General features: G+C 70.8%; 21 protein-coding genes. 16 read left to right on the plus strand and 5 right to left on the minus strand.

What is annotated here, in order from left to right; all coding sequences use genetic code 11:
- The first annotated feature begins 101 nt into the window (after nt 1–101).
- Nucleotides 102–1289, plus strand: a complete 1188-nt coding sequence (locus N177_RS11350) for an NAD(P)/FAD-dependent oxidoreductase (RefSeq protein ID WP_023432469.1) — start codon at nt 102–104, stop codon at nt 1287–1289.
- An 18-nt stretch (nt 1290–1307) separates the two neighbouring features.
- Here N177_RS11350 and N177_RS11355 read toward each other — a convergent pair whose 3' ends face one another.
- Nucleotides 1308–2399 (minus strand): D-TA family PLP-dependent enzyme, encoded by a 1092-nt coding sequence (locus N177_RS11355; protein WP_051402357.1) that lies wholly within the window; start codon nt 2397–2399, stop codon nt 1308–1310.
- A gap of 237 nt (nt 2400–2636) precedes the next feature.
- Here N177_RS11355 and N177_RS11360 point away from each other — a divergent pair, with 237 nt between their 5' ends.
- Both N177_RS11360 and N177_RS11365 read left to right on the plus strand, forming a co-directional pair.
- Nucleotides 2637–3077: a response regulator gene (locus N177_RS11360; protein ID WP_023432471.1), complete on the plus strand. Its 441-nt coding sequence runs from the start codon at nt 2637–2639 to the stop codon at nt 3075–3077.
- A gap of 81 nt (nt 3078–3158) precedes the next feature.
- A complete protein-coding gene (locus tag N177_RS11365; protein WP_023432472.1) occupies nt 3159–4076 on the plus strand; it encodes a ketopantoate reductase family protein in 918 nt (305 codons plus the stop codon).
- A 25-nt stretch (nt 4077–4101) separates the two neighbouring features.
- Here N177_RS11365 and N177_RS11370 read toward each other — a convergent pair whose 3' ends face one another.
- Together N177_RS11370 and N177_RS11375 are read right to left on the minus strand one after the other, a co-directional pair.
- Nucleotides 4102–4749: a GntR family transcriptional regulator gene (locus N177_RS11370; protein WP_023432473.1), complete on the minus strand. Its 648-nt coding sequence runs from the start codon at nt 4747–4749 to the stop codon at nt 4102–4104.
- A 47-nt stretch (nt 4750–4796) separates the two neighbouring features.
- Nucleotides 4797–5891, minus strand: coding sequence for an Ldh family oxidoreductase (locus N177_RS11375; RefSeq protein ID WP_023432474.1), 1095 nt, complete (start codon nt 5889–5891; stop codon nt 4797–4799).
- Between the two features lie 240 nt (nt 5892–6131).
- On the opposite strand from N177_RS11375, the gene N177_RS11380 reads away from it, so the two are divergent.
- The 9 genes from N177_RS11380 (at nt 6132) to N177_RS11420 (ending at nt 15601) form a co-directional block, all read left to right on the plus strand.
- The gene (locus N177_RS11380; protein ID WP_023432475.1) at nt 6132–6626 is read left to right on the plus strand and encodes a Na+/H+ antiporter subunit E; all 495 of its coding nucleotides are present in this window, start codon (nt 6132–6134) and stop codon (nt 6624–6626) included.
- Entirely contained in the window at nt 6619–6900 is a 282-nt protein-coding gene (locus N177_RS11385; RefSeq protein ID WP_023432476.1) for an MrpF/PhaF family protein, read from the plus strand. Before N177_RS11380 ends, N177_RS11385 begins: the two co-directional genes overlap by 8 nt.
- Nucleotides 6897–7208, plus strand: a complete 312-nt coding sequence (locus N177_RS11390; protein WP_023432477.1) for a cation:proton antiporter — start codon at nt 6897–6899, stop codon at nt 7206–7208. The genes N177_RS11385 and N177_RS11390 overlap by 4 nt, the downstream gene beginning before the upstream one ends.
- Complete coding sequence (locus N177_RS11395) at nt 7205–8143, plus strand: hydrogenase subunit MbhD domain-containing protein (protein ID WP_023432478.1); 939 nt, start codon at nt 7205–7207, stop codon at nt 8141–8143. Before N177_RS11390 ends, N177_RS11395 begins: the two co-directional genes overlap by 4 nt.
- Nucleotides 8140–8457, plus strand: a complete 318-nt coding sequence (locus N177_RS11400; protein ID WP_023432479.1) for an NADH-quinone oxidoreductase subunit K — start codon at nt 8140–8142, stop codon at nt 8455–8457. The genes N177_RS11395 and N177_RS11400 overlap by 4 nt, the downstream gene beginning before the upstream one ends.
- Nucleotides 8454–9929 carry a complex I subunit 5 family protein gene (locus N177_RS11405; protein ID WP_023432480.1) on the plus strand — a complete coding sequence of 492 codons (1476 nt, stop codon included), beginning with the start codon at nt 8454–8456 and terminating at the stop codon, nt 9927–9929. The genes N177_RS11400 and N177_RS11405 overlap by 4 nt, the downstream gene beginning before the upstream one ends.
- The gene (locus tag N177_RS11410; RefSeq protein ID WP_023432481.1) at nt 9926–11395 is read left to right on the plus strand and encodes a proton-conducting transporter transmembrane domain-containing protein; all 1470 of its coding nucleotides are present in this window, start codon (nt 9926–9928) and stop codon (nt 11393–11395) included. The genes N177_RS11405 and N177_RS11410 overlap by 4 nt, the downstream gene beginning before the upstream one ends.
- Complete coding sequence (locus N177_RS11415) at nt 11392–13092, plus strand: complex I subunit 5 family protein (protein ID WP_023432482.1); 1701 nt, start codon at nt 11392–11394, stop codon at nt 13090–13092. The genes N177_RS11410 and N177_RS11415 overlap by 4 nt, the downstream gene beginning before the upstream one ends.
- Nucleotides 13093–13474: 382 nt before the next feature.
- Nucleotides 13475–15601: a TonB-dependent siderophore receptor gene (locus tag N177_RS11420; RefSeq protein ID WP_023432483.1), complete on the plus strand. Its 2127-nt coding sequence runs from the start codon at nt 13475–13477 to the stop codon at nt 15599–15601.
- A 40-nt stretch (nt 15602–15641) separates the two neighbouring features.
- Here the strand turns inward: N177_RS11420 and N177_RS11425 are convergent, their stop codons facing one another.
- Nucleotides 15642–16574: a helix-turn-helix domain-containing protein gene (locus N177_RS11425; RefSeq protein ID WP_023432484.1), complete on the minus strand. Its 933-nt coding sequence runs from the start codon at nt 16572–16574 to the stop codon at nt 15642–15644.
- A gap of 181 nt (nt 16575–16755) precedes the next feature.
- Here N177_RS11425 and N177_RS11430 point away from each other — a divergent pair, with 181 nt between their 5' ends.
- From N177_RS11430 to N177_RS11445, 4 genes are read left to right on the plus strand one after another with little or no spacing between them, the layout of a single operon-like run.
- Nucleotides 16756–17745, plus strand: coding sequence for an ABC transporter substrate-binding protein (locus tag N177_RS11430; protein ID WP_023432485.1), 990 nt, complete (start codon nt 16756–16758; stop codon nt 17743–17745).
- Nucleotides 17742–18728: a FecCD family ABC transporter permease gene (locus N177_RS11435; RefSeq protein ID WP_023432486.1), complete on the plus strand. Its 987-nt coding sequence runs from the start codon at nt 17742–17744 to the stop codon at nt 18726–18728. The genes N177_RS11430 and N177_RS11435 overlap by 4 nt, the downstream gene beginning before the upstream one ends.
- On the plus strand, nt 18728–19702 hold the full coding sequence (locus N177_RS11440) for an iron ABC transporter permease (RefSeq protein ID WP_023432487.1): 975 nt from the start codon (nt 18728–18730) through the stop codon (nt 19700–19702). The genes N177_RS11435 and N177_RS11440 overlap by 1 nt, the downstream gene beginning before the upstream one ends.
- Nucleotides 19699–20481, plus strand: coding sequence for an ABC transporter ATP-binding protein (locus N177_RS11445; protein WP_023432488.1), 783 nt, complete (start codon nt 19699–19701; stop codon nt 20479–20481). The genes N177_RS11440 and N177_RS11445 overlap by 4 nt, the downstream gene beginning before the upstream one ends.
- Before the next feature lie 3 nt (nt 20482–20484).
- On the opposite strand, the gene N177_RS11450 is transcribed toward N177_RS11445, so the two are convergent.
- Nucleotides 20485–21357 carry a LysR family transcriptional regulator gene (locus N177_RS11450; protein ID WP_023432489.1) on the minus strand — a complete coding sequence of 291 codons (873 nt, stop codon included), beginning with the start codon at nt 21355–21357 and terminating at the stop codon, nt 20485–20487.
- Nucleotides 21358–21371: the final 14 nt, after the last annotated feature.

The following is a 21371-nucleotide window of genomic DNA, read 5'->3' on the forward strand; positions in this document are numbered from 1 at the left end:
GAAGCAGACGGGCCTATGTCTGGGCACCGTGAGGCGGTCGCGCAGCCTTGGCTTTCAAGCCCCGAGCGCATCGCCACCCACACAAGCGCAAGGGACGAGTCATGAGCGGAAGCGATCCCATCGTCATCGTCGGCGCGGGACAATGCGGCCTGAAGGCCGCCGAGACGCTGCGGGCGGCGGGCCACGCGGACGACGTGATCCTCATCGGGCAGGAAGCGCACCCCCCCTATCAGCGCCCGCCGCTCTCCAAGGCGTTCCTGAAGGGTGAACTCGCGCGCGATCGGCTGTGGCTGAAGGCCGAGGCCTTCTATGTCGACCAGCGCATCGAGGCCCGCTTCGGCACCACCGTGACGGCGCTCGACCCCGGCCGGCACCGCATCACGCTCGGCGACGGCCAGAAGCTCGCCTACTCGAAGTTGCTGCTCGCGACAGGCACACGCGCCCGCCGCGTCGCGCTGGAGGGGGTCGACCTGCCGGGCGTCTTCACGCTGCGCGAGATCGCCGATGTCGAGTGGCTGACGACTCACCTGAAGCCCGGCATGCACGTGGCGATCGTCGGCGGCGGCTATATCGGCCTCGAGGTCGCCGCCGCGTTGCGCTCGGCGGGGCTGGAGATCACGGTCATCGAGGGTGCCGACCGGGTGATGCAGCGCGTCGTGTGCCCGGAGGTGTCGAGCTTCTTCGAGAGGCTGCACCGCGAGCACGGTGTCACGATCCACACCTCGACCACGACTCGCCGCATCCTCGGGAGCGAACGCGCCACCGGCGTGGAGCTCGGCGACGGCCGGACGATCGCCTGCGACGCTGTGCTGATCGCCGTCGGCGCCGAGCCGGTGGCGGATCTCGCCGAGGCTGCGGGCATCGCCGTCGACAACGGCATCCTTGTCGACGAGGGCTGCCGCACCTCCGCGCCGGACGTCTACGCGGCCGGAGACTGCGCCGCCTTCCCCTCCGCCAGATACGGACGCACCCTCAGGCTCGAGAGCGTCCAGAACGCGATCGACCAGGGCAAGGCGGCCGCGAAGAGCATGCTCGGCGAGGACGTCTCCTACGATCCGCTGCCCTGGTTCTGGTCCGACCAGTATGACGTGAAGCTGCAGATCGCGGGGCTTTCCGCCGGATACGACGAGGTGCGCATCGAGGGGGATCCGGAGGCCGGCGCCTTCACCGCAACCTACCTGAAGGGCGGCCGACCGATCTGCGTCGACGCGGTGAACCAGCCGCGGGCGCACATGATGGCGCGACGCTCGCTCGCCGATGCGGCGACGGGACGGCAGGCCGCGGAATAGCGGCGGCCACCCCGGGCTTCAGGCGACCCGGCCGCGTGCGGCCACGGGAAGACGGCGCGCCGTGCCGTCCGCCTCCACCGCGACCAGCTCGTCGAACATGTTGACGACGACGCAGACGTGGTTCGGCACGATGCGCACGATCTCGCCGATCTCCGGGCGCCGCTCGCAGCCCGACAGGTCGACGACGCCGTGCTCCTCGGAGAGCTGGAAGATCTTCGCCTCGGGGTAGTCGACGAGATGGCCGTGCCCGCCGAGCGACGGGCGGTCGCTCGTGAGAGTCTTGGAGCCCGCGTCGATCACGCAGCGGTCGGGCGACGGCTTGCTGACGACGGTGGCGTAGACGTGGAGCGCGCAGTCATCGAGGGCCGCGGCGCCGCAGGCGACCATGTCGCGGTCGTTGAAGATCGACGTGCCGGACCGGTATTCCGTCGCCTCCAGAAGGCCGATCTCCTTCAGGTTCGGCGTGCCGCCGGCCGAGACCGTGCGGACCTCGAGGCGGTGACCGGCACAGCCTTCGCGCACCGCCGCGACGAAGCGGCTCGTCTCCTCGGCACCGCCGACGGGCGGATAGATCATCAGGCCGGCGAATTCGAGGCCGGGCAGACTCGAGATACGGGTGGCGAGGGCCACAGCCTCCTGCGCCGTCTCGACGCCGGCGCGCCTGCGCCCCGTGTCGCACTCCACGAGGACATCGAGCGGACGGGCCGCGCCCGCCATGGCGCGCGAGAGCCCCTCGGCCGTGACGGCGCTGTCGCAGGCGACCGTCAGCCTGATCCGCTCCGCGAGCGCCCGCAGCCGCCTCAGCTTCGGCGCGCCGAGGATGTTGTAGCAGATCAGGATGTCGTCGAAGCCCGCATCCGCCATGACCTCGGCCTCGCCGAGCTTCTGACAGGCGATGCCCACCGCCCCGGCGGCGATCTGCATGCGCGCGATCTCCGGCGACTTGTGGGTCTTGATGTGCGGGCGGTTGGCGATGCCGGCCCGGTCGCAGACCTGCTGAAGCCGGGCAATGTTCGCCCTCATCCGCTCAAGATCCACGACGGGTACCGGCGTGTCGACCTCCGGTCCGGCGGGCACACGGTTGTCGTACCCAATGTTCCCAGCCTCCATGCCCGTCGCAGCCATGTCGCATCCGCCTCCATCCACGCACTCGTCCCGACGGGCAGGAAGCACGAGCGATGCGACCGGGCAAGCCTCGACCGGACAAGCCGCGCGGCCGATCTCGAAGCGGGCCGGGGTCGACGGTGGCCCATATGTCTGATAGTCGACATTTCTCCAACACCGTACCGCCTTCCCTTGCGTCAGGGGGTGGTGGCGTCCACCGTGCAGGTGGAAGGAGACCGACGTATGCGCGTACTGCTCGTCGAGGACGACTGGATCATCGCCGAGGCGATGAAAGACATGATCGAAGACGCAGGACACGAAGTCGTGGAACTCGCACGCGACGAGAGCCAGGCGCTCAAGGCGGCCGAGGAGCACCGGCCGGACATCGCCGTCACCGACCTGAAGCTCGCCGGCGGCGACTGCGGCGTCACGGTCGCCCGCCTGCTTCTCGAGCGGTTCGGCATCCGCTCGATCTATGCGAGCGCCCACGCCGAGCTGAAGGCGGACAGGATCCGCGCGTTCGACCCGGAGCCTCTCGCCCTTCTGCCGAAGCCGGTTCTGCCCGGGAGACTGGCCGGCGCCCTCGACGCGGCCGTGGAATGGCTCGCCGGGCGGGATCGCGACGAGGCAACCGGCAGCATGGTGCTCGTGCCGGGAGCCGCCGCGAAGCCTCGCGTGAAGTAGGGCTCCCCTTGTTCCCGGTGGCGGATGCGCCGCCGGCCCCGTAGGCTATGCCGCACGAGCCACGGGAGGAAAGACCGGAAGATGCGAATCGCCGTCATGGCGGCCGGCGGAGTCGGCGGATATTTCGGCGGACGCCTCGCGGCGGCCGGCCACGACGTGCACTTCATCGCACGCGGCGCCCATCTCGACGCGATCCGCGCGGAGGGCCTCAGGATCGAGAGTCCGCTGGGCGACCTGCGCCTCGCCGATGCCTCGGCGACGGACGACCCCGCCACGATCGGCGGCGTGGACGTCGTCATCTTCGCGGTGAAGCTGTGGGACACGGAGCGGGCGGCGATCGCCTGCCGGCCGCTCCTCAAGCCCGACACGCTGGTCGTCACATTCCAGAACGGCGTCTCCAGCCTCGGCACGCTGAGCGAGCATCTCGGAGCCGAGCACGTGGCGGGCGGCGTCGCCCACATCGCCGCCGTCATCGGCGCGCCCGGCCTCATCCGCCATGGCGGCACGATGGCCAAGCTTACCATCGGGGAGCGCAGCGGCGGGCGATCCGCCCGCATCGGCAGGCTCGTGGAGTGCTTCCGCGCGGCCGACGTGGAATGCCTCGAGAGCGAGGCCATCGAGCGCGCGATCTGGGAGAAGTTCGTCTTCCTGAGCGCGCTCAGCGGCATGACGGCGCTCTGCCGGCAGCCGATCGGCCCCATCCGCAGCGCCCCCGACGCCTGGGCCTTGTTCGGGGCCGCGGTCGCAGAGACCGCCGCCGTCGCCCGCGCCTGCGGCGTGGACCTCCCGCCGGACACCGAGGAGAGGACGCTGTCCTTCAGCGCCGGCCTCCCCGAGGGCATGAAGGCGTCGATGCTTCACGACCTCGAGGCCGGGCGGCCGCTCGAACTGCGCTGGCTGAGTGGCGAGGTGGTCCGGCTCGGGCGGGTTCACGGCGTCGCGACGCCCGCCCATCTCGCCGCCCTTGCGGCGCTGAACTTCTATTCCGGGGGGCGGTGACGCCCTGCCGGCCGGCTCGCTGCGGCTAAATCCGGTCGAACAGCAGCTTCAGGCGCGCCTTGCCGGCCTGGCGAATGTGGACGCGCGCGGCGGCCTCGGCACGGTCGGCATCGCGGTCGTCTATGGCGTCGAGAATGGCGGTGTGCTCGGCGTGGACGATCTCCGCCCTGCCCGCCATCTCGAAGGTCGTGCCCGGCACGAGCGCGAGATGGTCCGACAGGCGCGAGAGCGCCTGCTCGCCGTAGCGGTTGTGGCCCGCGCTGCCGATCGCCGCGTGGAACCTCTTGTTCAGGACCGCGAGCCGCTGCGGGTCCCGGGCCAGCGTCCGGCTCTCCTCCAAGAGCTCGCGCAGCGCCTCGATCTCCGTCTCGGACGCGTGCTGGGCCGCGAAGCGCGCCGAGGCGGCCTCGAGGAACTCCCGCAGGGCGTAGAGCTCGATGACCTGCTGGCGGTCGAGCCTCGCGACGGCGAAGCCCCGCCCGCCGCTCGTCACGAGCTGCCCCTCGGAGACGAGCCGGCTGATCGCCTCGCGGACCGGCGTCCGGCTGACGCCGACGAGATCGGCGAGATCGGCCTCCCGCACGCGGGCGCCGGGCGCGAGCAGGCCCTCCCGGATCATCGTCCTCACCCGCTCGTGGACGAGATCCGCGCGGGACGTGTCCGCCCTGGCCATGCCGCCTCCCGTCTCTCTCTCTCCGGGACCTGCCCCTTGATGCGCGTCTACTCTCGGGCCGCGGGCTCGTGCTGCGCGGCTGCCTCGATATAAGGGAAGGGGACGCCCAGCTCCTCGCCCACGCCGACGAGCGCCTTGACGACCTCGGGCGTGAGCGGAATGCCCTCCTTCAGGCGGGTCTGCGTTCGCCGCGCCTCGAGCTCGCCCGGGTAGAGCACCTCGTCGAAGCCCGCCGCGGGCTCCAGGGACTTCAGCCGGGCGATCGCCTCCTCCATCCGGCCCGCGAACTCGTGGGGCTCCATGAATGCCGCGAGGTTGATGGCGAGGAAGAAGTGCCCGACATCCTGAGGCGCTTCGAAATCGGTGTTCATGTCGCGGATCGCTCCGGCGAAGGCGGAGCCGGCGAGCACCCCGCCCATGATGTCGACCATCATGGCGAGCGCGGAGCCCTTGGGACCCGCGAAGGGCAGCATCACGCCGCCGAGCGCATCCTGGGCGTTCGTCGTCGGCCTGCCCTCGGCGTCGAGCGCCCAGCCCTCGGGTATCGGCTCGTTCCGGCGCGCCGCGAGCCGGATGTGGCCGCGCGCCGCCACGCTCGTCGCCATGTCCAGCACCCACGGGGCGTGACGCCCGGCCGGCACCGCCACCGCGAAGGGGTTCGTCCCGAAGAGCGGCTCGCGGCTGCCATAGGGGGCGAGCGACTTGGACGCCGGCGACATGACGATGCCGATGCAGCCCTCGGGTGGCGCCTGCAGCGCGAAGAGGGAGGCGGCGCCGAAATGATTGCTGCGCCTGACGGTCGCTCCCCCGATGCCGAAACTGGCGGCCCTCGCGAGCGCCCCCTTCATCGCATGCTCGGCAACGACAGGACCCATCGCGTTGTCGGCGTCGATCGCGACCGCCCAGGGAAAGCGGGAGGTCTCTTCGAAGCGCGGCCTCGGATTGACGAGCTCCGGCCCGAACCGGCCGACATAGCCCGGTATGCGCGCCACACCGTGCGTGTCGACGCCGCGCAGATTCGCCAGGACCAGCGACTTGCCCACCGCCTCGGCATGTTCGCGAGGAAGTCCGCAGCGGTCGAACACCTCGATGGCGAAGCCCTCGAGCAAATCTGCAGGCAGGTTCGTGACCTGGTGTGACATGCGGTTCCCTCGCATCCTTGAAAGACGCTTACTGTGTACGCATGAATGGTATTGCATGCAATGGTGTGGCCAGCGGAGGCGAGGCTTCGAGCGCGCGCTCGAGCCTCCGTGGCGGAGGCGGGTCGTCGGGAGCGGCAGGGGGATGCCGCTCTCGGGTGCGAGCCCGACCTTGTCCATCTCGATCCGATGTCTCAATCGTGCGGCATTGAACCCCGGCAGCCGCAGGATCGCTTGACACGGATGCGGGTGATCCCATCCTTCAACCACATGCTGAAGCGCTCCGTCATCTTCTTCGTCATCTGGCTTGTGCTGAGCGGAGGTGCCGTCAAAGGACTGGCGCCAGGAGCGCTCGCGGCCATAGGCGCGGCATATCTCAGCCTCCGGCTCATGCCGCCGCAGGGATACAGCCTGGTCGGGCTGATCGCCCTCTGGCCGCGCTTCATGTGGCGTTCGCTGCTTGGCGGCATCGACGTGGCGTGGCGGGCGCTACATCCGTCGAAGCCGCTGAGGGCCGGCTGGCTCGAACACCCGACCGCCCTGCCCCACGGGGGACCGCGCGTCGCCCTGGGCAGCGAGATGAGCCTGATGCCGGGCACCCTGATCGCGGGCTCGCGCGGCGACACGCTCTACGTGCATTGCCTCGACACGTCGCAGGACGTGACGTCCGTCCTCTCCGGGGAAGAGCGCCGCATCGCGGCCCTGCTCACCCGTGGTCGGGAGCGGCAGGATGGATGAATTTCTGTATCTCGCCTGCATCGGCCTTCTCGGCACCGTCGCGGCGAGCCTCGTGCGCGTGCATCTCGGCCCGAACCGCGCGGACAGGATGATGGGCGCGCAGCTGATCGGGACGGGCGGCGTCGCCATCGCCCTGGTTCTCGCGGGAGCGGCCAGGGACGCATCGATGATCGACGTCGCGCTGGTTCTGGCCCTCCTCGCGAGCTTCGCCGCCGTGGCGTTCGTGAAGGCCACGAGCGCCGACGGCGCTGGCGATCCGGAGGAGGACGGATGAATGTCGCGGACTGGCTCAGCGCACTGAGTATCCTCGTCGGAGTGGCGTTCTTCATCGCAGGGACCGCCGGGCTCCTGCGCTTCCCTGACGTGCATTCGCGCCTCCACGCCCTGACGAAGGCGGACAATCTCGGTCTCGGCTTCATCTCGCTCGGCGTGGCGATCCGCATGGCCGAGCCCTGGAGCATCGCGAAGATCCTCGTCGTCTGGATGCTCACGGTTCTCGCGGCGGCCACCGTGGCGCAACTCATCGCGCGGGCCGCGCTGGGCACCGCCCCCGAAGAGGCGGGAGCGGACGACCATCGATGAACCCGGCGCTCCTGTTCGACGTCGCGCTCGCCGCTCTCGCGGTCGTCGCCGCGCTCAGCGCGGTCGCCGGACGTGACCTCTTCGCCTCCGTGGCCTTCTACATCGTCTACGGCATCCTCATCGCCCTCGCCTGGATGCGACTTGGCGCGGTCGACGTGGCGCTGGCCGAGGCAGCGATCGGTGCCGGGCTGACCGGCGTGCTTCTCATCGGCGCCTGGTCGCAGCTGCACCGGAAGGGAGCCACGGAGACGCCGCCGGGTCCGTCTTCGGCGGCGCGGCTCCTTGCCGCCGGCGCATCGGCCAGCGTGGCCGTGCTCGTGGCGGTCATCTTCGTGGGACTGCCCGCGGATGGCGCAGGGCTCGCGCCGGCAGTGCGGGAGAACGTGGCGGAAAGCGGCGTGAGCAACCCCGTGACCGCCGTCCTCTTGAACTTCCGGGCGTACGACACGCTGATGGAGACCATCGTCCTCGCCGTCGCTCTCGCCGCGGTGTGGTCGCTGACGCGCGACGAACTCTGGGGCGGCATACCGGGCCTCCGCCAGCACGCCCGGGACGGCGGCGTGCTCGCCACCTTCGGCCGGCTCCTTCCGCCGCTCGGCCTGCTGGTCGGCGTCTATCTCGTCTGGGCCGGAAGCTCTATGCCCGGAGGCGCCTTCCAGGCGGCCACGGTGCTGGCGGCGGTCTGGCTCCTCCTCGTCATGTCGGGAGCGATGGACGAGCCGGCGATCGGCTCCACCGCCATCCGCCTGACGATCGTGGCGGGCCCGGCACTCTTCCTGGCCTACGGAACGGGCGGAGCGTTCCTCGGCACGTTCCTCGGGTTCCCGGCGGACGTGGCCGGCATGCTGATCGTGGCGATCGAATACGTGCTCACAGTGTCCATCGCAGCCACGCTGGCGCTGCTGGTGGCCGGCGTACCGAGGCGCCAGGAATGAGCACGGCCCTCGTCTATGCGCTCTGCGGCGCGAGCCTGGTCGGCGTCGGGCTCTACGGCTTCATCACCAGGGCCCACCTCCTGCGCCGCATCCTCGCCTTCAACATCATAGGCAGCGGGATCTTCCTCCTGCTCGGCGGAGCCGGCAGCCGCCAGGGGGCCGTCAGCCCCGATCCGGTCCCGCAGGCCGTCATCATCACCGGCATCGTCGTCGCGCTCTCGCTGACCGCTCTCGCCGTGGCGCTGCTCGTCAGGCTCGTGGAGGACACGGGCCGCGCGACGCTGCCCGGAGAGGATGCGAGCCGCGACGCATGACAGCCTCCGGACTCGCGGCCCTGCCTCTCCTCGAACTCACGGTGGTGCTGCCCCTCGCCGGGCTCCTGCTCGCCTTGCCGCTCGGCCACCACGGCGCCCGTGCCACCCTGGCCCTCGCGCCCATCATCCTGCTCGTGACGGCGCTGCTCTGCATCGAGATCATGTGGTCGGGTGCGCCGATCGAGCGCGTGGCCGGCGGGTGGGACGTGCCCCTCGGCATCGCGCTCCGGGCAGACGGGATCTCCGGCGCCTTCCTTCTGACGACGGCGCTCGTGGCATGCGCCGTCGCCGTGTTCCAAGCGCAGGGCGGGCAGGATGGCGGGGCCACCCGCCGCTCGACCTTCTGGCCCCTCTTCCTCGCGACGTGGGGAGCGCTCAACGCCGTCTTCGTGAGCGGCGACCTCTTCAATCTCTACGTCGCGCTCGAGCTCCTGACGCTCGCCGCCGTCGCCATGGTGGCCTACGGCAGCACGGAGGCGGCGATGCGCTACCTCCTATTCGCGCTGTCGGGATCCCTCGTCTTCCTTCTGGGCGTCGCCCTGATCTATGCGGGGAGCGGCACGTTCGACATCGGGCTCCTGGGCTCGGCGGGCGCCGGAGACACCGCCATGACCGTCGCCGCCGCGTTCATGACGGCGGGCCTCCTCGCGAAGGCCGCCCTCTTCCCGTTCCACGCCTGGCTGCCGCCCGCGCACGGGAACGCGCCGACGCCGGCCAGCGCCCTCCTGTCGGCGCTGGTGGTGAAGGCGCCGTTCTTCATCCTCGTTCGGATCTGGTTCGACATCGGACCGGAGACGAGTGGCGTTCTCATGCAGTTGCTCGGCTATCTCGGCGTCGCCGCGATCCTCTACGGATCCCTCCTCGCCATGCGCCAGGAGCGCCTGAAGCTCGTCATCGCCTATTCGACGGTCGCGCAGCTCGGATATCTGTTCCTCGTCTTCCCGCTGGCGGGTGCCGCGCAGGATCTGCCGTGGACAGCGGGCACCTGGAGCGGCGCGATCTTCCACGCCCTCTCCCACGCGCTCGCGAAGGCGGCGCTCTTTCTCGCGGCAGGGATCGTCATCGAGGCGGTGGGCCACGATCGACTGCAGGGCCTGGCGGGGCTCGCCCGCGACCTGCCGATGACGGTCTTCGCGTTCGGGATCGCGGCGGTGTCGATCATGGGCCTGCCGCCGAGCGGCGCCTTCATCGGCAAGTACCTGATGCTGACGGGCGCGCTGGCGGGAGGCCATGTCTTCCTGGCGATCGTCATGATCGGCGGCGGGCTCCTCGCCGCGGCCTATCTCTTCCGGCCGCTGAGGCTCATGCTCCTCGCCGGCGAGACGCAGCCGGCCAAGGCGATCGCGCGACGCAGGCAGGTGGTGCCGCTGCTCCTCGCCCTGGCCGCGGTGGGCCTCGGCATCGCCGCGAGCCTCCCCTACGCCCTCCTGCAGATCGGGCGGTCCCTCACGGCGACCGAGGGCATCGAATGAGCGGGATCATGCCGGCCCTCCTGATGCTGTGCCCGCTCGTTCCGGCGGTGCTGACATTCTTCCTGCGGGAGGACAGCCACAGGCTGCGCAACGCGGTCGCAATCGGCAGCGCGCTCCTGAAGCTCGCGCTCATCGCCGTCGTCCTCCTGGGCGTCGCCGCGGGCAACGAGTACGAGTTGCGCATCCCGTTGGTGCCGGGGCTCTACATGCTCCTCAGGGTGGACGAGCTCTCCCTTCTCTTCATCACGCTCTCGTCCTTCCTCTGGCTCGTTACGACGGTCTACGCCATCGCCTACCTCGGAGGGCATGAGAACCTCTCGCGCTTCTTCGGCTTCTTCAACCTCTGCGTCGCGGCCACGACCGGCATCGCCCTGTCGGGGTCGCTCGTTACGTTCTTCTTCTTCTACGAGCTCCTGACCCTTTCGACCTGGCCGCTCGTCGTGCACAACGGCGACGAGAAGTCGCTGTCGGCGGGCCGCACATACCTCGCCTACACGATGGGCGGGAGCGCGGCGCTTCTCCTGGGGATCGTCTGGGCCGAGGGCGTCGCAGGGCCGGTGGAGTTCATCGCGCCACTCGATTTCGAGGACACCGGCACGCTGGCCCAACGCCTCATCTTCGTCCTCTGCGTCGGCGGGATGGGCGTGAAGGCGGCCCTGATCCCGCTCCACGGCTGGCTCCCCACCGCCATGGTCGCGCCGGCGCCGGTCAGCGCCCTCCTCCACGCGGTGGCCGTCGTCAAGGCAGGCGCCTTCGGGATCATTCGCTTCATCCACGACGTCTACGGCATCGCGCGCGTCGAGGAGCTCGCGCTCGGCCTCCCCCTCGCGCTGATCGCCTCCGCCACCATCATCTACGGTTCCGTTCGCGCCCTGCAGCAGACGGACATCAAGCGCCGCCTCGCCTTCTCCACGGTCAGCCAGGTGTCCTACATCGTGCTCGGCGCGAGCCTCGCGGGCCCGATCGCGGCGATCGGCGGACTGGTGCATCTCGTTCACCAGGGGCTGATGAAGGTCACCCTCTTCTTCGCGGCCGGCGCCCTGGCCGAGCGGATCGAGGTGCGTTCGGTGGACCAGCTCGACGGCGCCGGGCGCCGCATGCCCCTCACCATGGTCGCGTTCTCGCTCGCCGCCCTCGGCATGATCGGCGTGCCGCCGCTCGCGGGCTTCATGTCGAAGTGGTTCATCGGGGTGGGCGCGCTCGAGGCCGGACGCGGCTGGGTCATCCTCGTGCTCGCCGGGTCGAGCCTGCTCAACGCCGCCTATTTCCTGCCGCTCATATACCGTGCGTGGTTCAAGCCTGCTCCCGAAGGCGCCGTTTCGGCAGGGGCCGAACGTCCTCTCGCGCTGATCCTGCCGGCGGTCGTGACGGCGATCTCGGTTCTCGGCGCGGGCGTCCTCGCGGGGCTGTGGATCAGCCCGCTCGGCTGGGCGACGCTGATCGTCGAGCGGGAGTATCTGCCATGAGCGCGGACCTCCTCGCCCTCCTGCTCCCGCTGGCGATCGCCGTGCCGCTCGTCGCGGGACTCCTGAGCCTTCTGGGGCCGCTTCGCCCGCACGCATTGTCGCTCCTGCCGCTCGCCCCGGTTCCCGGCCTGCTCGCGGCGCTCCTGGTGCCGCGACACACTTCGTTCGAGGCTCCCGACCTGCTGATCGGCGTGAGGCTCGCCCTCGACGACAACGGCGCGATGTTCCTCGCCATGGCGTCGCTCCTGTGGATCGCGGCGGGCTTCTATGCCCGGAGCTACCTCAGGAGGTCCGACCACCAGCCGCGCTTCGCCGCCTTCTGGTGCCTCACGCTCGCCGGCAATCTCGGCGTCTTCCTCGCCGGCGACGTCGCGACATTCTACGCAGCCTTCGCGTGCGTCTCGCTCGCCGCCTATCCGCTCATCGCGCACGAGCGGAGCGCCGAGGCGCTGCGGGCGGGCCGCGTCTACATCGTCCTCGCGGTGGTGGGGGAGACGTGTCTGCTTCTCGGCTTCATGATGGCGGCGACGAGCGCCGGCAGCCTGCTCGTCCCCGAGATCCGGCAGGCCCTGCCGGGGGCGCCCCACCCGAACCTGACGATCGCACTCCTTCTTGCCGGCTTCGGGATCAAGGCCGGCCTCGTCCCGCTCCATCTGTGGCTGCCGCTCGCGCATCCCGCCGCCCCGACGCCCGCATCCGCGGCCCTGAGCGGCGCGATCGTGAAGGCCGGCATATACGGGCTGATCCAGTTCCTGCCGGAAGGCGCGGGGCCCGCCTTGTGGAGCGACGTCATCGTGGCGGCAGGCCTCGTAACCGCCTATTCCGGGGTGGCGGTGGGGCTCACACAGTCGCACCCGAAGGTGGTGCTCGCCTATTCCACCATCAGCCAGATGGGCGTGATCGTCGCCGTCATCGGCACTTCCCTCGGCCACGACCCAGCGCCCGGCACGCTCGCATCCGCGAGCTTCTACGCCCTCCATCACGGGCTCGCGAAGGGCGCCCTGTTCCTCGGCGTCGGCGTGATCGCCGCCTCGGGGCCGAAGGTCGTCCGGTCGGTCATGATCGTCATGGCGCTCGTCGGGCTCGGTGTCGCGGGACTGCCGCTGACCGGCGGGGCGCTGGCGAAGCTCGCGATCAAGGGGTCGTTCGCGGCGCTGCCGCTTCATCTCGTGACGCTCAGCGCGGTCGGCACGACGCTCCTCGTCCTGCGCTTCCTCATCGTGGTCCGCGCCACCGCGGCGGCGGAGCCCGAGGCGCGGCCCGAAGCCGGCCTTCTCTGGCCGTGGCTCGCGACGGCGGCTTTCGCGCTCGCGGTGCCGTGGCTGCTCTTCGCCGCTGCGACCGGCGAGGCTCTCTCCTACCCGCTGAAGCCGGAGAACCTCTGGTCGGCCCTGTGGCCCGTGCTGGCAGGAGGCATCCTTGCGATCGTCGCGGCTCGCGTCATGCGGCTCGAGCCTCCGAACGTGCCGGAGGGAGACCTCGTCGTTCCCCTCGGCAGGCTCACCGACGGTCTCGTGCGCCTGGTGGCGACCCTGCCACCGCTTCGCCTGCCCATCGGCGGAGGGTGGAAGCGCCCCGGCATGGTGGGCGACGGGCTCTTAAAGGTCGAGAGCGCGCTGACGCGGTGGCCGGCGGCGGGCCTCGTCCTGCTCCTCTTCATGCTCGGCGCCGCCGCGACGAGCGGCGGGCTCCGGTGAGGCACCCGTGGACCTGCGCCGTGGCTTCAGCGCCACGGCCGGCGAGCACGTTCCAGTCGGGCGCAGAAAACCTTCAGATCGCATACAAGATTAGGTAAACGTACAAGACGCACCGCTCGGCCGTCGTGTAGGCGGCTGCCGAGGGGTGCGCGGGACGTCCGACACTTCCCGGCAGGGGGAGGCGCGTGCGTGCGTGGTCCGCGGTTGCTCCCCGACGCGCCACGGCGGCCCGCGCGGCCGTCGGCAACGCGGCGGGACAGCCTCGCGACACCGCGCGCCTCGTCTTGGAAGCCAGCCTCCGGCGACTGCGACGCCACCGTCGCTTTCGATCCACTCGCCGCAAGCCAGCCATCTCCCGAAGCCACTTGCGCGAAAGTGAACCATGTCGATCGTCGCCATCCCCAGAGTTCTTCCGGCTGGAGGCCGGGCCGGCCAGCTTCCCCGCCTTGCCCCGCTTCTCCTCGGTTGCACCGCCCTCGTCGCGCTCGTGCCTGCGAGCGTGGCGGCCCAGGAAGGCGCCACCGTCGATCTGGAGACGATCGAGGTCCAGGCGGAGGAGAGCATAGACGACTCGGCCACGATCGTGGCCACCGAGCTCTCGGCCGGCGGCAAGCTCTCCGGCGAGATCCTCGACATCCCTGCCTCCGTCTCCGTGATCACCTCCAGGGAAATCGAGCAGCGCGGGGCGAAGGATGTCGAGCAGGTGCTGCAGTACACCGCCGGCGTCGTCACGGATTTCTACGGGTCGGACGACCGGTACGACTTCTTCAAGATTCGCGGCTTCGACGCCTACACCTACCGCGATGGCCTGTCGCTCGGCTCGCCGTTCGGCAACGTGCGCGAGGAGCCTTTCGCGTTCGACCGGGTCGAGGTCGTCAGGGGCGCGAGCTCGACGCTCTTCGGCGTCTCGGATCCCGGAGGCATGGTCAACTTCGTCACGAAGACGCCGAAGCACGAGCGCTTCGGCTCGGTCTCCGGCACCGTCGGCTCCTGGGAGCACGTCGAGGTGGGCGTGGATTTCGGCGACAACATCACCGCCGACGACACGCTCTCCTACCGCTTCGCGGCGAAGATCCAGGACAGCGAGCGATATTACGACCAGTCCCGGGACGACGAGCAGTTCGCACAGCTCGGCCTCTCATGGCGCCCCAGCGCCGCAACGACCCTGACGGTCGTCGGCGATTACCTCAACCGCGACGCAACACCGGGCAGCGGCGGGCAACCCGTGGGCGCCGGTCTCAACCGCGGCCTCTTCTTCGGCGAGCCAGACTTCAACTATCAGAGCGTCGAGCGGACGACGCTCAACGTGATGTTCGACCACGACTTCGGCAACGGCCTGAGCGTCCATTCCAACACCCGCTACAGCGACGCGAAGACGGATTGGGGCTACGCCTACATCTCCGGAACGGTGTCCGTGGAGGACACGATCGCTGCGCGAGCCTTCTTCGCGAACGACCGAGCGGAAACGACCTTCATCACCGACGCGAGGCTGCAGTACGAAGCGACGTTCGGGCTCGTTGAGAGCAAGACCGTGCTCGGCGCGGAATATGCCGACACCTCGACCGACAACGCGACGTGGTGGACGCCCGCGCCGAACATCGACTGGCGGAACCCCGTCTACACCGGCGGCATCGACCTTTCCGCGATCTCTCCCTTCGCCAGCACGAGGACCGACCACGACAACCGCGCCGTGTACGTGCAGGAGGAGTTGCGTCTCGCCGACAGGCTGATCCTCAATGCGGGCCTGCGCTACGATGACCTCGAGACGACGGAGAGGAACGTCCTGAGCGGCCTCTCGCAGAGCGGCGATTTCGGTGAGACCACGCTGCGGGCGGGAGCCACGTACAAGATCACCCCCGACCTCTCCGCCTATGCGAGCTACGCCGAATCCGCCGTCCCCGCCGGGGTGGGCGTCGAGCCGGAGCTGGGCGAGCAGTACGAGCTCGGCATGAAATACCGGCCCTTCGGTGCGCGGACGCTCGTCACGGCCGCCATCTACGACCTGACGAAGAGCAACATCACGCGCACCGATCCCTTCGGCAACCCCTCCACAATCGGCGAGGTCCGGGTCAGAGGCGTCGACCTCGAGGCGAAGGCCGAGCTCATCCGGAACGTCAGCCTGACGGCGGCCTATTCCTACATGGATGCCGAGATCGTGGAGAATGGCGGCGACGGCACCGAAGGCAACCGGCCGAGCCTCGTGCCGGAACACCTGGCGTCCTTGTGGGTGAACTACACGCTGGAGGGAGCCGGCCGCAGGGGAGACACGACATTCGGGCTCGGCGCCCGCTACACGGGCTCGTACTTCTTCGACGACGCCAACACGCAGTCCTCCGACAGCCACGTCGTCCTCGACGCGAACATGAGCTACGAGGTGTCGGAGAACACGGAGCTCGCGCTCAACGTCACGAACCTGCTGAACGAGAAGCACGTCGCCTATGGCGGCTTCGGCGCCGACTTCTACAATCCCGGCCGCGCCGCCTACCTCACGCTGCGCCACAGCTGGTGAGGAGGTTCGGACCTTGCGGCGGCCGGGAGATCGCGCCCCCTCACCTGCCCCCGCGAGGGGTCGCCCCCGCCTGCCGCGCGCCGGAACGCTCTGCCGCCCGGCGCCAGGCGGCCGGCGTCGTCCCCGCGCACTGGCGGAACACTCTCGTCAGATGAGGCTGATCGAAGAAGCCGAGCTGGGCGGAAATCTCCGCGATGCTCAGATCCGTCTTCGCGAGCAGGTCCTGCGCGCGCTCGACCCGCCGCCTGAGCTGCCACTGAAGCGGCGACTCCCCCGTCGTCGCCTTGAACAGTTGCGCGAACGAGGTCTCCGACAGGCCGAGCACACCGGCCATCTCGGAGGTGGTCACCCGGCGGGTCCCCTGTTCCTCGAGATGGGACGCGAGGGCCGCCATCTCGGGTCCGCTCAAGCCTGCCCCGCCCGCCTCCCGCCCGCTCCGGCCCATGTCGAGCAGGCCGGCGGCCATTGTGGTGACGAGGCCCTGCGCGTAGAGGGGGTGCTTCGTGGGGCTCGTCACCTCGCCCGCGAGCAGGCTCGCCAGCACCTCGATCGCCGCCACGTCCTGAAGCTCGACGGGCCGCTTGAGAACGGCGAGGGCCGCGGAACGGCCGAGATGGGGCGCGATCGCCCCCAGGAGGAAGTCCCTGTGGACATGAACGTCGAGATGCGAGAACTCGTGCTCCGCCGCGAACCGCGTCCACATCGGCATGCCCGCCGGCACGTAGACCGCACGCGTCATCGGACGGCCCCTCCGCTCGATCGCGCCGTCCTCGCTGGACATCCGGATGTGACGGGACACGTCGTTGAAGAAGAAGACGATCCGCGGATCGGGAGAGAGGTAGTAGCCTTCGGCGCCCTTCTCGCCCCGGGCCTCCCAGAAGACCCCCATCGCGCCGTCGAGCTGGCGCCACCTCACCGGCGCGGTGGCGGTGATGCCCGGCGTCCTGCAGGTCATGGAATGGCAGAAGCTCATCGCGCGCAAAGCTCCATCTGGCATCGTTCGGGGGGAGCAGCGCATCGCGATTATCAGGGTTCTGCGCACGGGGGCAATCGCCAAAGCGGCCTCGGCCGCGGCGGGTGCCGACCGAGGGACATGCGAGATGCCACGACGCCCTGACCGGAGCACCGCGAGCGCACGGCACACGGCACGGCGCGTGGGACCGACACGCCGGGAGGCGCTGGCCGCGCTCGCCGTCGGCCTCTTGCCCGTCCGTGCTGCGGGCGCCGAGAGCCTTCGCTTCGCCCACGCCTATGGCGAGACGGTTCTGCCCGCGCCGGCCCGGCGCGTGGTGTCGCTCGGCTACACGACCCACGACCCCCTCCTGGCGCTCGGAGTTCCCCCCGTCGCCGTGCGCTACTGGTTCGGCGACCACCCCTTCGGCGTCTGGCCGTGGGCGCAGCCCTATCTCGATGGAGCGGAGCCGGAGGTCCTATCCGGGGAAGTGTCGATGGAGAGGGTGGCGGCGCTAAGCCCCGACCTCATCGTCGCGATCGGCTCGGGCATCTCCGAGGCCGAATATGCCGTGCTGTCGCGCATCGCTCCGGTGCTGATGCAGGCGCCGCAATACACCACTTACGGCATGCCCTGGGACGAGACGACGAGATGGATCGGGCGTGCGGTCGGCCGCGAGGCGGAGGCGGAGCGGCGTGTCGTCGAGGCGCGGCAGGCCTTTTCCGACGCGCAGGCCCGCAACCCTTCCTGGGCAGGCAAGACGGCGGTTGCCGCCTATCACAGGGGTGGCGAGACGGGCGCCTTCATCGGCGTGGACAACCGGGCGCAGTTCCTGGCGGATCTGGGCTTCCGTCCGACCGCCGAGGTCGCGCGGCTGTCGGGGCCGGAGGAGTTCTACGTCCCGCTCTCGCCCGAGGATCTCTCCCCGCTCGACGCCGACCTGCTCGTCTGGGTGTCGGGGTTCGGCAGCGTGGAGGATCTCGCGGCCCTGCCGATGCGCCGGACGCTCGCGGCCCATGTCGAGGGCCGCGAGGTGCTGGCGGGACAGCTCGCGGCGGCGGCGATGTCGCATGGCAGCGTGCTGTCGATGCCGTTCGCGCTCGAGGAGCTCGAGGCGGATCTCGCCGCGGCGGCGGACGGCGATCCCGCGACGGAGGTCCGTTCGGCGAGCGAAGCGGGGCTTGCGCCGTGAAGCGCTGGGCACTCGTCATCCTGCTCCTTGCGACAGGGACGCTGCTGACGCTCGCCGTCGGCGTGCGCGACGTGCCGCTCGCAGCGCTCTGGCAGGCGATCCTCGCCCCCGACCCGCAGAACCCCGACCACGTGACGATCCTGTGGATCCGCGCGCCGCGCCTTGCCGCGGGACTGGTCGCGGGGGCGGCGCTCGGCATGGCCGGCAGCGTGATGCAGGCGCTCACGCGCAATCCCCTCGCCGAGCCCGGCATCCTCGGGGTGAACGCTGGCGCCTCGCTGGCGATCGTGCTCGGGGCCCTCCTCCTCGGCGCCACCGACCACGGCATGATGACCGCCCTCGCCTTCCCGGGCGCCGCGCTCGCCGCCGTCGCCGTCTTCGCGATCGGCGGAGGGCTGAGCGGCGATGCCGGCCCGATCCGGCTGACGCTGGCGGGCGCCGCGATGAACGCGCTGCTCCTGTCCCTCGTCCACGGGATCGTCCTGATGCGCGCCGACACGCTGGAGGTCGCCCGCTTCTGGGTCGTGGGCTCGCTCTCCTCCGCCATCGAGCGCCCGGTAGGGGCGATGAGCCTCGTGGTGCTCGGCGGCGGCCTCATCGCGCTCGCGATCGCGCCACGGCTCGAGGCGCTCTCGCTCGGCAGCTCCCTCTCCCGAGGCCTCGGCGTCGGCCCGCGAATGGCGCAGGCGCAGGCTCTCGTGGCGGTGACGGCGCTGACGGGGGCGGCGGTGTCCGTCGCGGGTCCGATCGCATTCCTCGGCCTGATGGTTCCGCCGCTGGCACGCCGGATCGGCGGCCACGTGCTGCGTCTCGAGCTCCTCGCCGCCGCCGCGCTCGGCGCCGCATTCCTGCTCATCGCCGACACGGCCGGCCGGCTGATCTTCGCTCCGGCCGAAATCCGGGCGGGGATCATGACCGCCCTCCTCGGAGGCCCCGTCTTCGTCCTGATCGCGCGCAGGCTGAAGCCCGGAGAGCAGGCGTGATGCGCGCGCCGATCCTCGCCCTCCTCCTGGTCCTGCTGGTCGCCCTCTCACTGACGGTGGGCGAGGTGAGCATCGGGCTCGCCGACCTGTGGCAGGGCCTGTGGGGCGGGGACGGGCCGGGGGCGCTGACCGTGCGGGTCCTTCGCGCGCCCCGCGTCGCCGTCGCGGCCGGGGCCGGGGCCGTTCTCGGGCTGTCGGGCGCGGTCTTCCAGATGCTGTTCCGGAACCCGCTCGCGGCGCCCGACATCATGGGCTTCACGTCGGGCGCGGGCCTCGCGATCCTCGCATCCGTCGCCCTCGGGCTCGCGCTGCCGCTGCCGCTCGTCGCCACGGCGGGCGGACTGGCGGCGGCGGTTCTGGTGGCCCTGCTCTCCCACCGGCCGGGCCACCCGACGCCGGCGATCACCCTCGTGCTGGTCGGGCTGGGCGTCGGCTTCACGGCCTCGGCCCTCGGCTCATTCCTGATGACGCGGCTCCCGTCCTCCGGCGCGATGGAGGCCCAGCGCTGGCTCTCCGGCTCGCTCGCCGCGCGCGACTGGAGCCATGCGCTCCAGGTCTGGGCGATCGGCGCCGCCCTCGCCCTGGCGCTCGCGCTGCAGGTGCGCGCACTCGACCTTCTGGAGCTCGGACGCGACCTCGCCGCCGGCCTCGGCCTGCGGGTCGAGCGTGCGCGCTGGATGCTCGCGGCCACGGCGGTCGGGCTCGCGGCGGCGGGGGTGGCCGTCGCGGGGCCGGTGCCCTTCGTGGCGCTGATGGCGGCGCCACTCGGCGCGCGGCTCGTGGGCGCGCGGGCGCCCGGAGCCCGGCTTGTCGCCGCGGCCGGCGCGGGAGCCTGCGTGATGCTCGCCGCCGACCTCGCCGCGCGCGCCGCCATCCCGGGCCTGCAGCTGCCTGTCGGCGTCATGACGGGTGCGCTGGGCGCGCCCTACCTCCTGTGGCGCCTGTCGCGGGAAATCGAGAGGGGTGAGCTGTGAGCGAGACCACGCTGCGCGCCAGGGACCTGACGCTGGGCTACGGCTCGGCGATCGTGACCCGGAACCTGTCGCTCGCGCTTCCGACGGGCCGCGTCACGGCGATCCTTGGCCCGAACGGCTGCGGGAAGTCGACCCTGCTCAAGGCCTTCGCCCGCCTGATCCGGCCCGTTTCCGGCGACATCACGCTCGGCGGCACGGACATCAGGCGGCAGGACACGCGGGCGCTGGCCCGCCGCATCGGCATCCTGCCGCAGGCCCCGCTCGCGCCCGAGGGCATCACCGTCGGCAACCTCGTGCGGCGCGGGCGCACGCCCTGGCGCGGCCTCCTGTCGCCGTGGACGCAGGCCGACGAGGCGGCGTTCACCGAGGCGCTGGAGGCCGTCGCGATGACGGCGCTGAGGGACCGGCAGCTCGCGGAGCTGTCCGGCGGACAGCGCCAGCGGGCATGGCTCGCGCTGGTGCTCGCCCAGCAGACGCCGTTCCTTCTTCTCGACGAGCCGACGACCTGGCTCGACCTGCCGCACCAGATCGAGGTGCTGAGCCTCATGCGGAAGCGCAACCGCGACGCCGGCACCACCGTCGTCAGCGTGCTGCACGACCTCAATCTCGCCGCGCGCCACTCCGACCATCTCGTGCTCTTCGGACATGGCGGCTCGCTGGTGGCCGAAGGGCCGCCGGAGGAGGTCGTGACGGCGGCGAACCTCGCCACCGCCTTCGGCCTTCGGGCCCGGATCATGCCGGACCCGGTGTCCGGATCGCCGCTCGTGATCCCGCTCTGAGGCTCAGGCCCGCCCGCTTTCCTCGACGAGCCACGACTCCACCGCCCGCATGGCCGGGCTCGGCGGCTTGTTCCGCGGGCGCGTCAGCCAGTAGCGGCCCGTGGCGATCTCCGCCGCGAACGGCCGGGCGAGGCGTCCCTCCGAGAGCTGGCGCCGGAACATCAGCGCGGGCAGCAGCGCGACGCCGAGGCCGGCCGCGGCGAGCTCGGCCATCGCGACGGAGGAATCGAAGACAGGGCCCTGCAGATCGGGGCACGCCGCGTCGGCGGCGGCGAACCACATCGCCCACTCGTCGGCGCGATAGGATCTGAACAGGGTCTGGCCCGCCAGATCCGCGGGATCACGGAGGCGGGCGGCCAGTTCCGGCGCGCAGAGCGGCGACAGCGGCGCCTCGAAGAGCGGGACGGCGATCAGCCCCGGCCAGTCGCCGTCGCCGAAGCGGATCGCCATGTGCAACCCCTCCTTGGCGATGTCGACCCGGTTGTTGTTCGTGAACAGGCGGAGACTGATGCCGGGGTGGCCGGCGACGAAGGCCGGCAGGCGCTCGACGAGCCAGCCGGCTGCGAAGGTGGTGACGACGCCGAGGTGCAGGGTCTCCCGGTAGCGGCCGTCGAGGAACCGGTCGAGCACATCGCCGATCTCGTCGAAATTGCGCGTGAGGACCGGGTGGAGCGCCGCCCCCTCGTCGGTCAGCACGAGCCCGTTCGAGGTGCGGGTGAACAGCGTGACGCCGAGCAGGTCCTCCAGCCGTGAGATCTGCTGGCTGACGGCGGCTTGGGTGACCCGAAGCTCGATCGCGGCGCGCGTGAAGCTGCCCTGGCGGGCCGCGACCTCGAAAGCGCGGAGGCCGTTGAGCGGAAGGTTGGGTCGGTCCACGCCTATCAGCTCAT

The sequence above is a fragment of the Lutibaculum baratangense AMV1 genome (genome assembly GCF_000496075.1).
Classification (GTDB): Bacteria; Pseudomonadota; Alphaproteobacteria; order Rhizobiales; family Tepidamorphaceae; genus Lutibaculum; species Lutibaculum baratangense.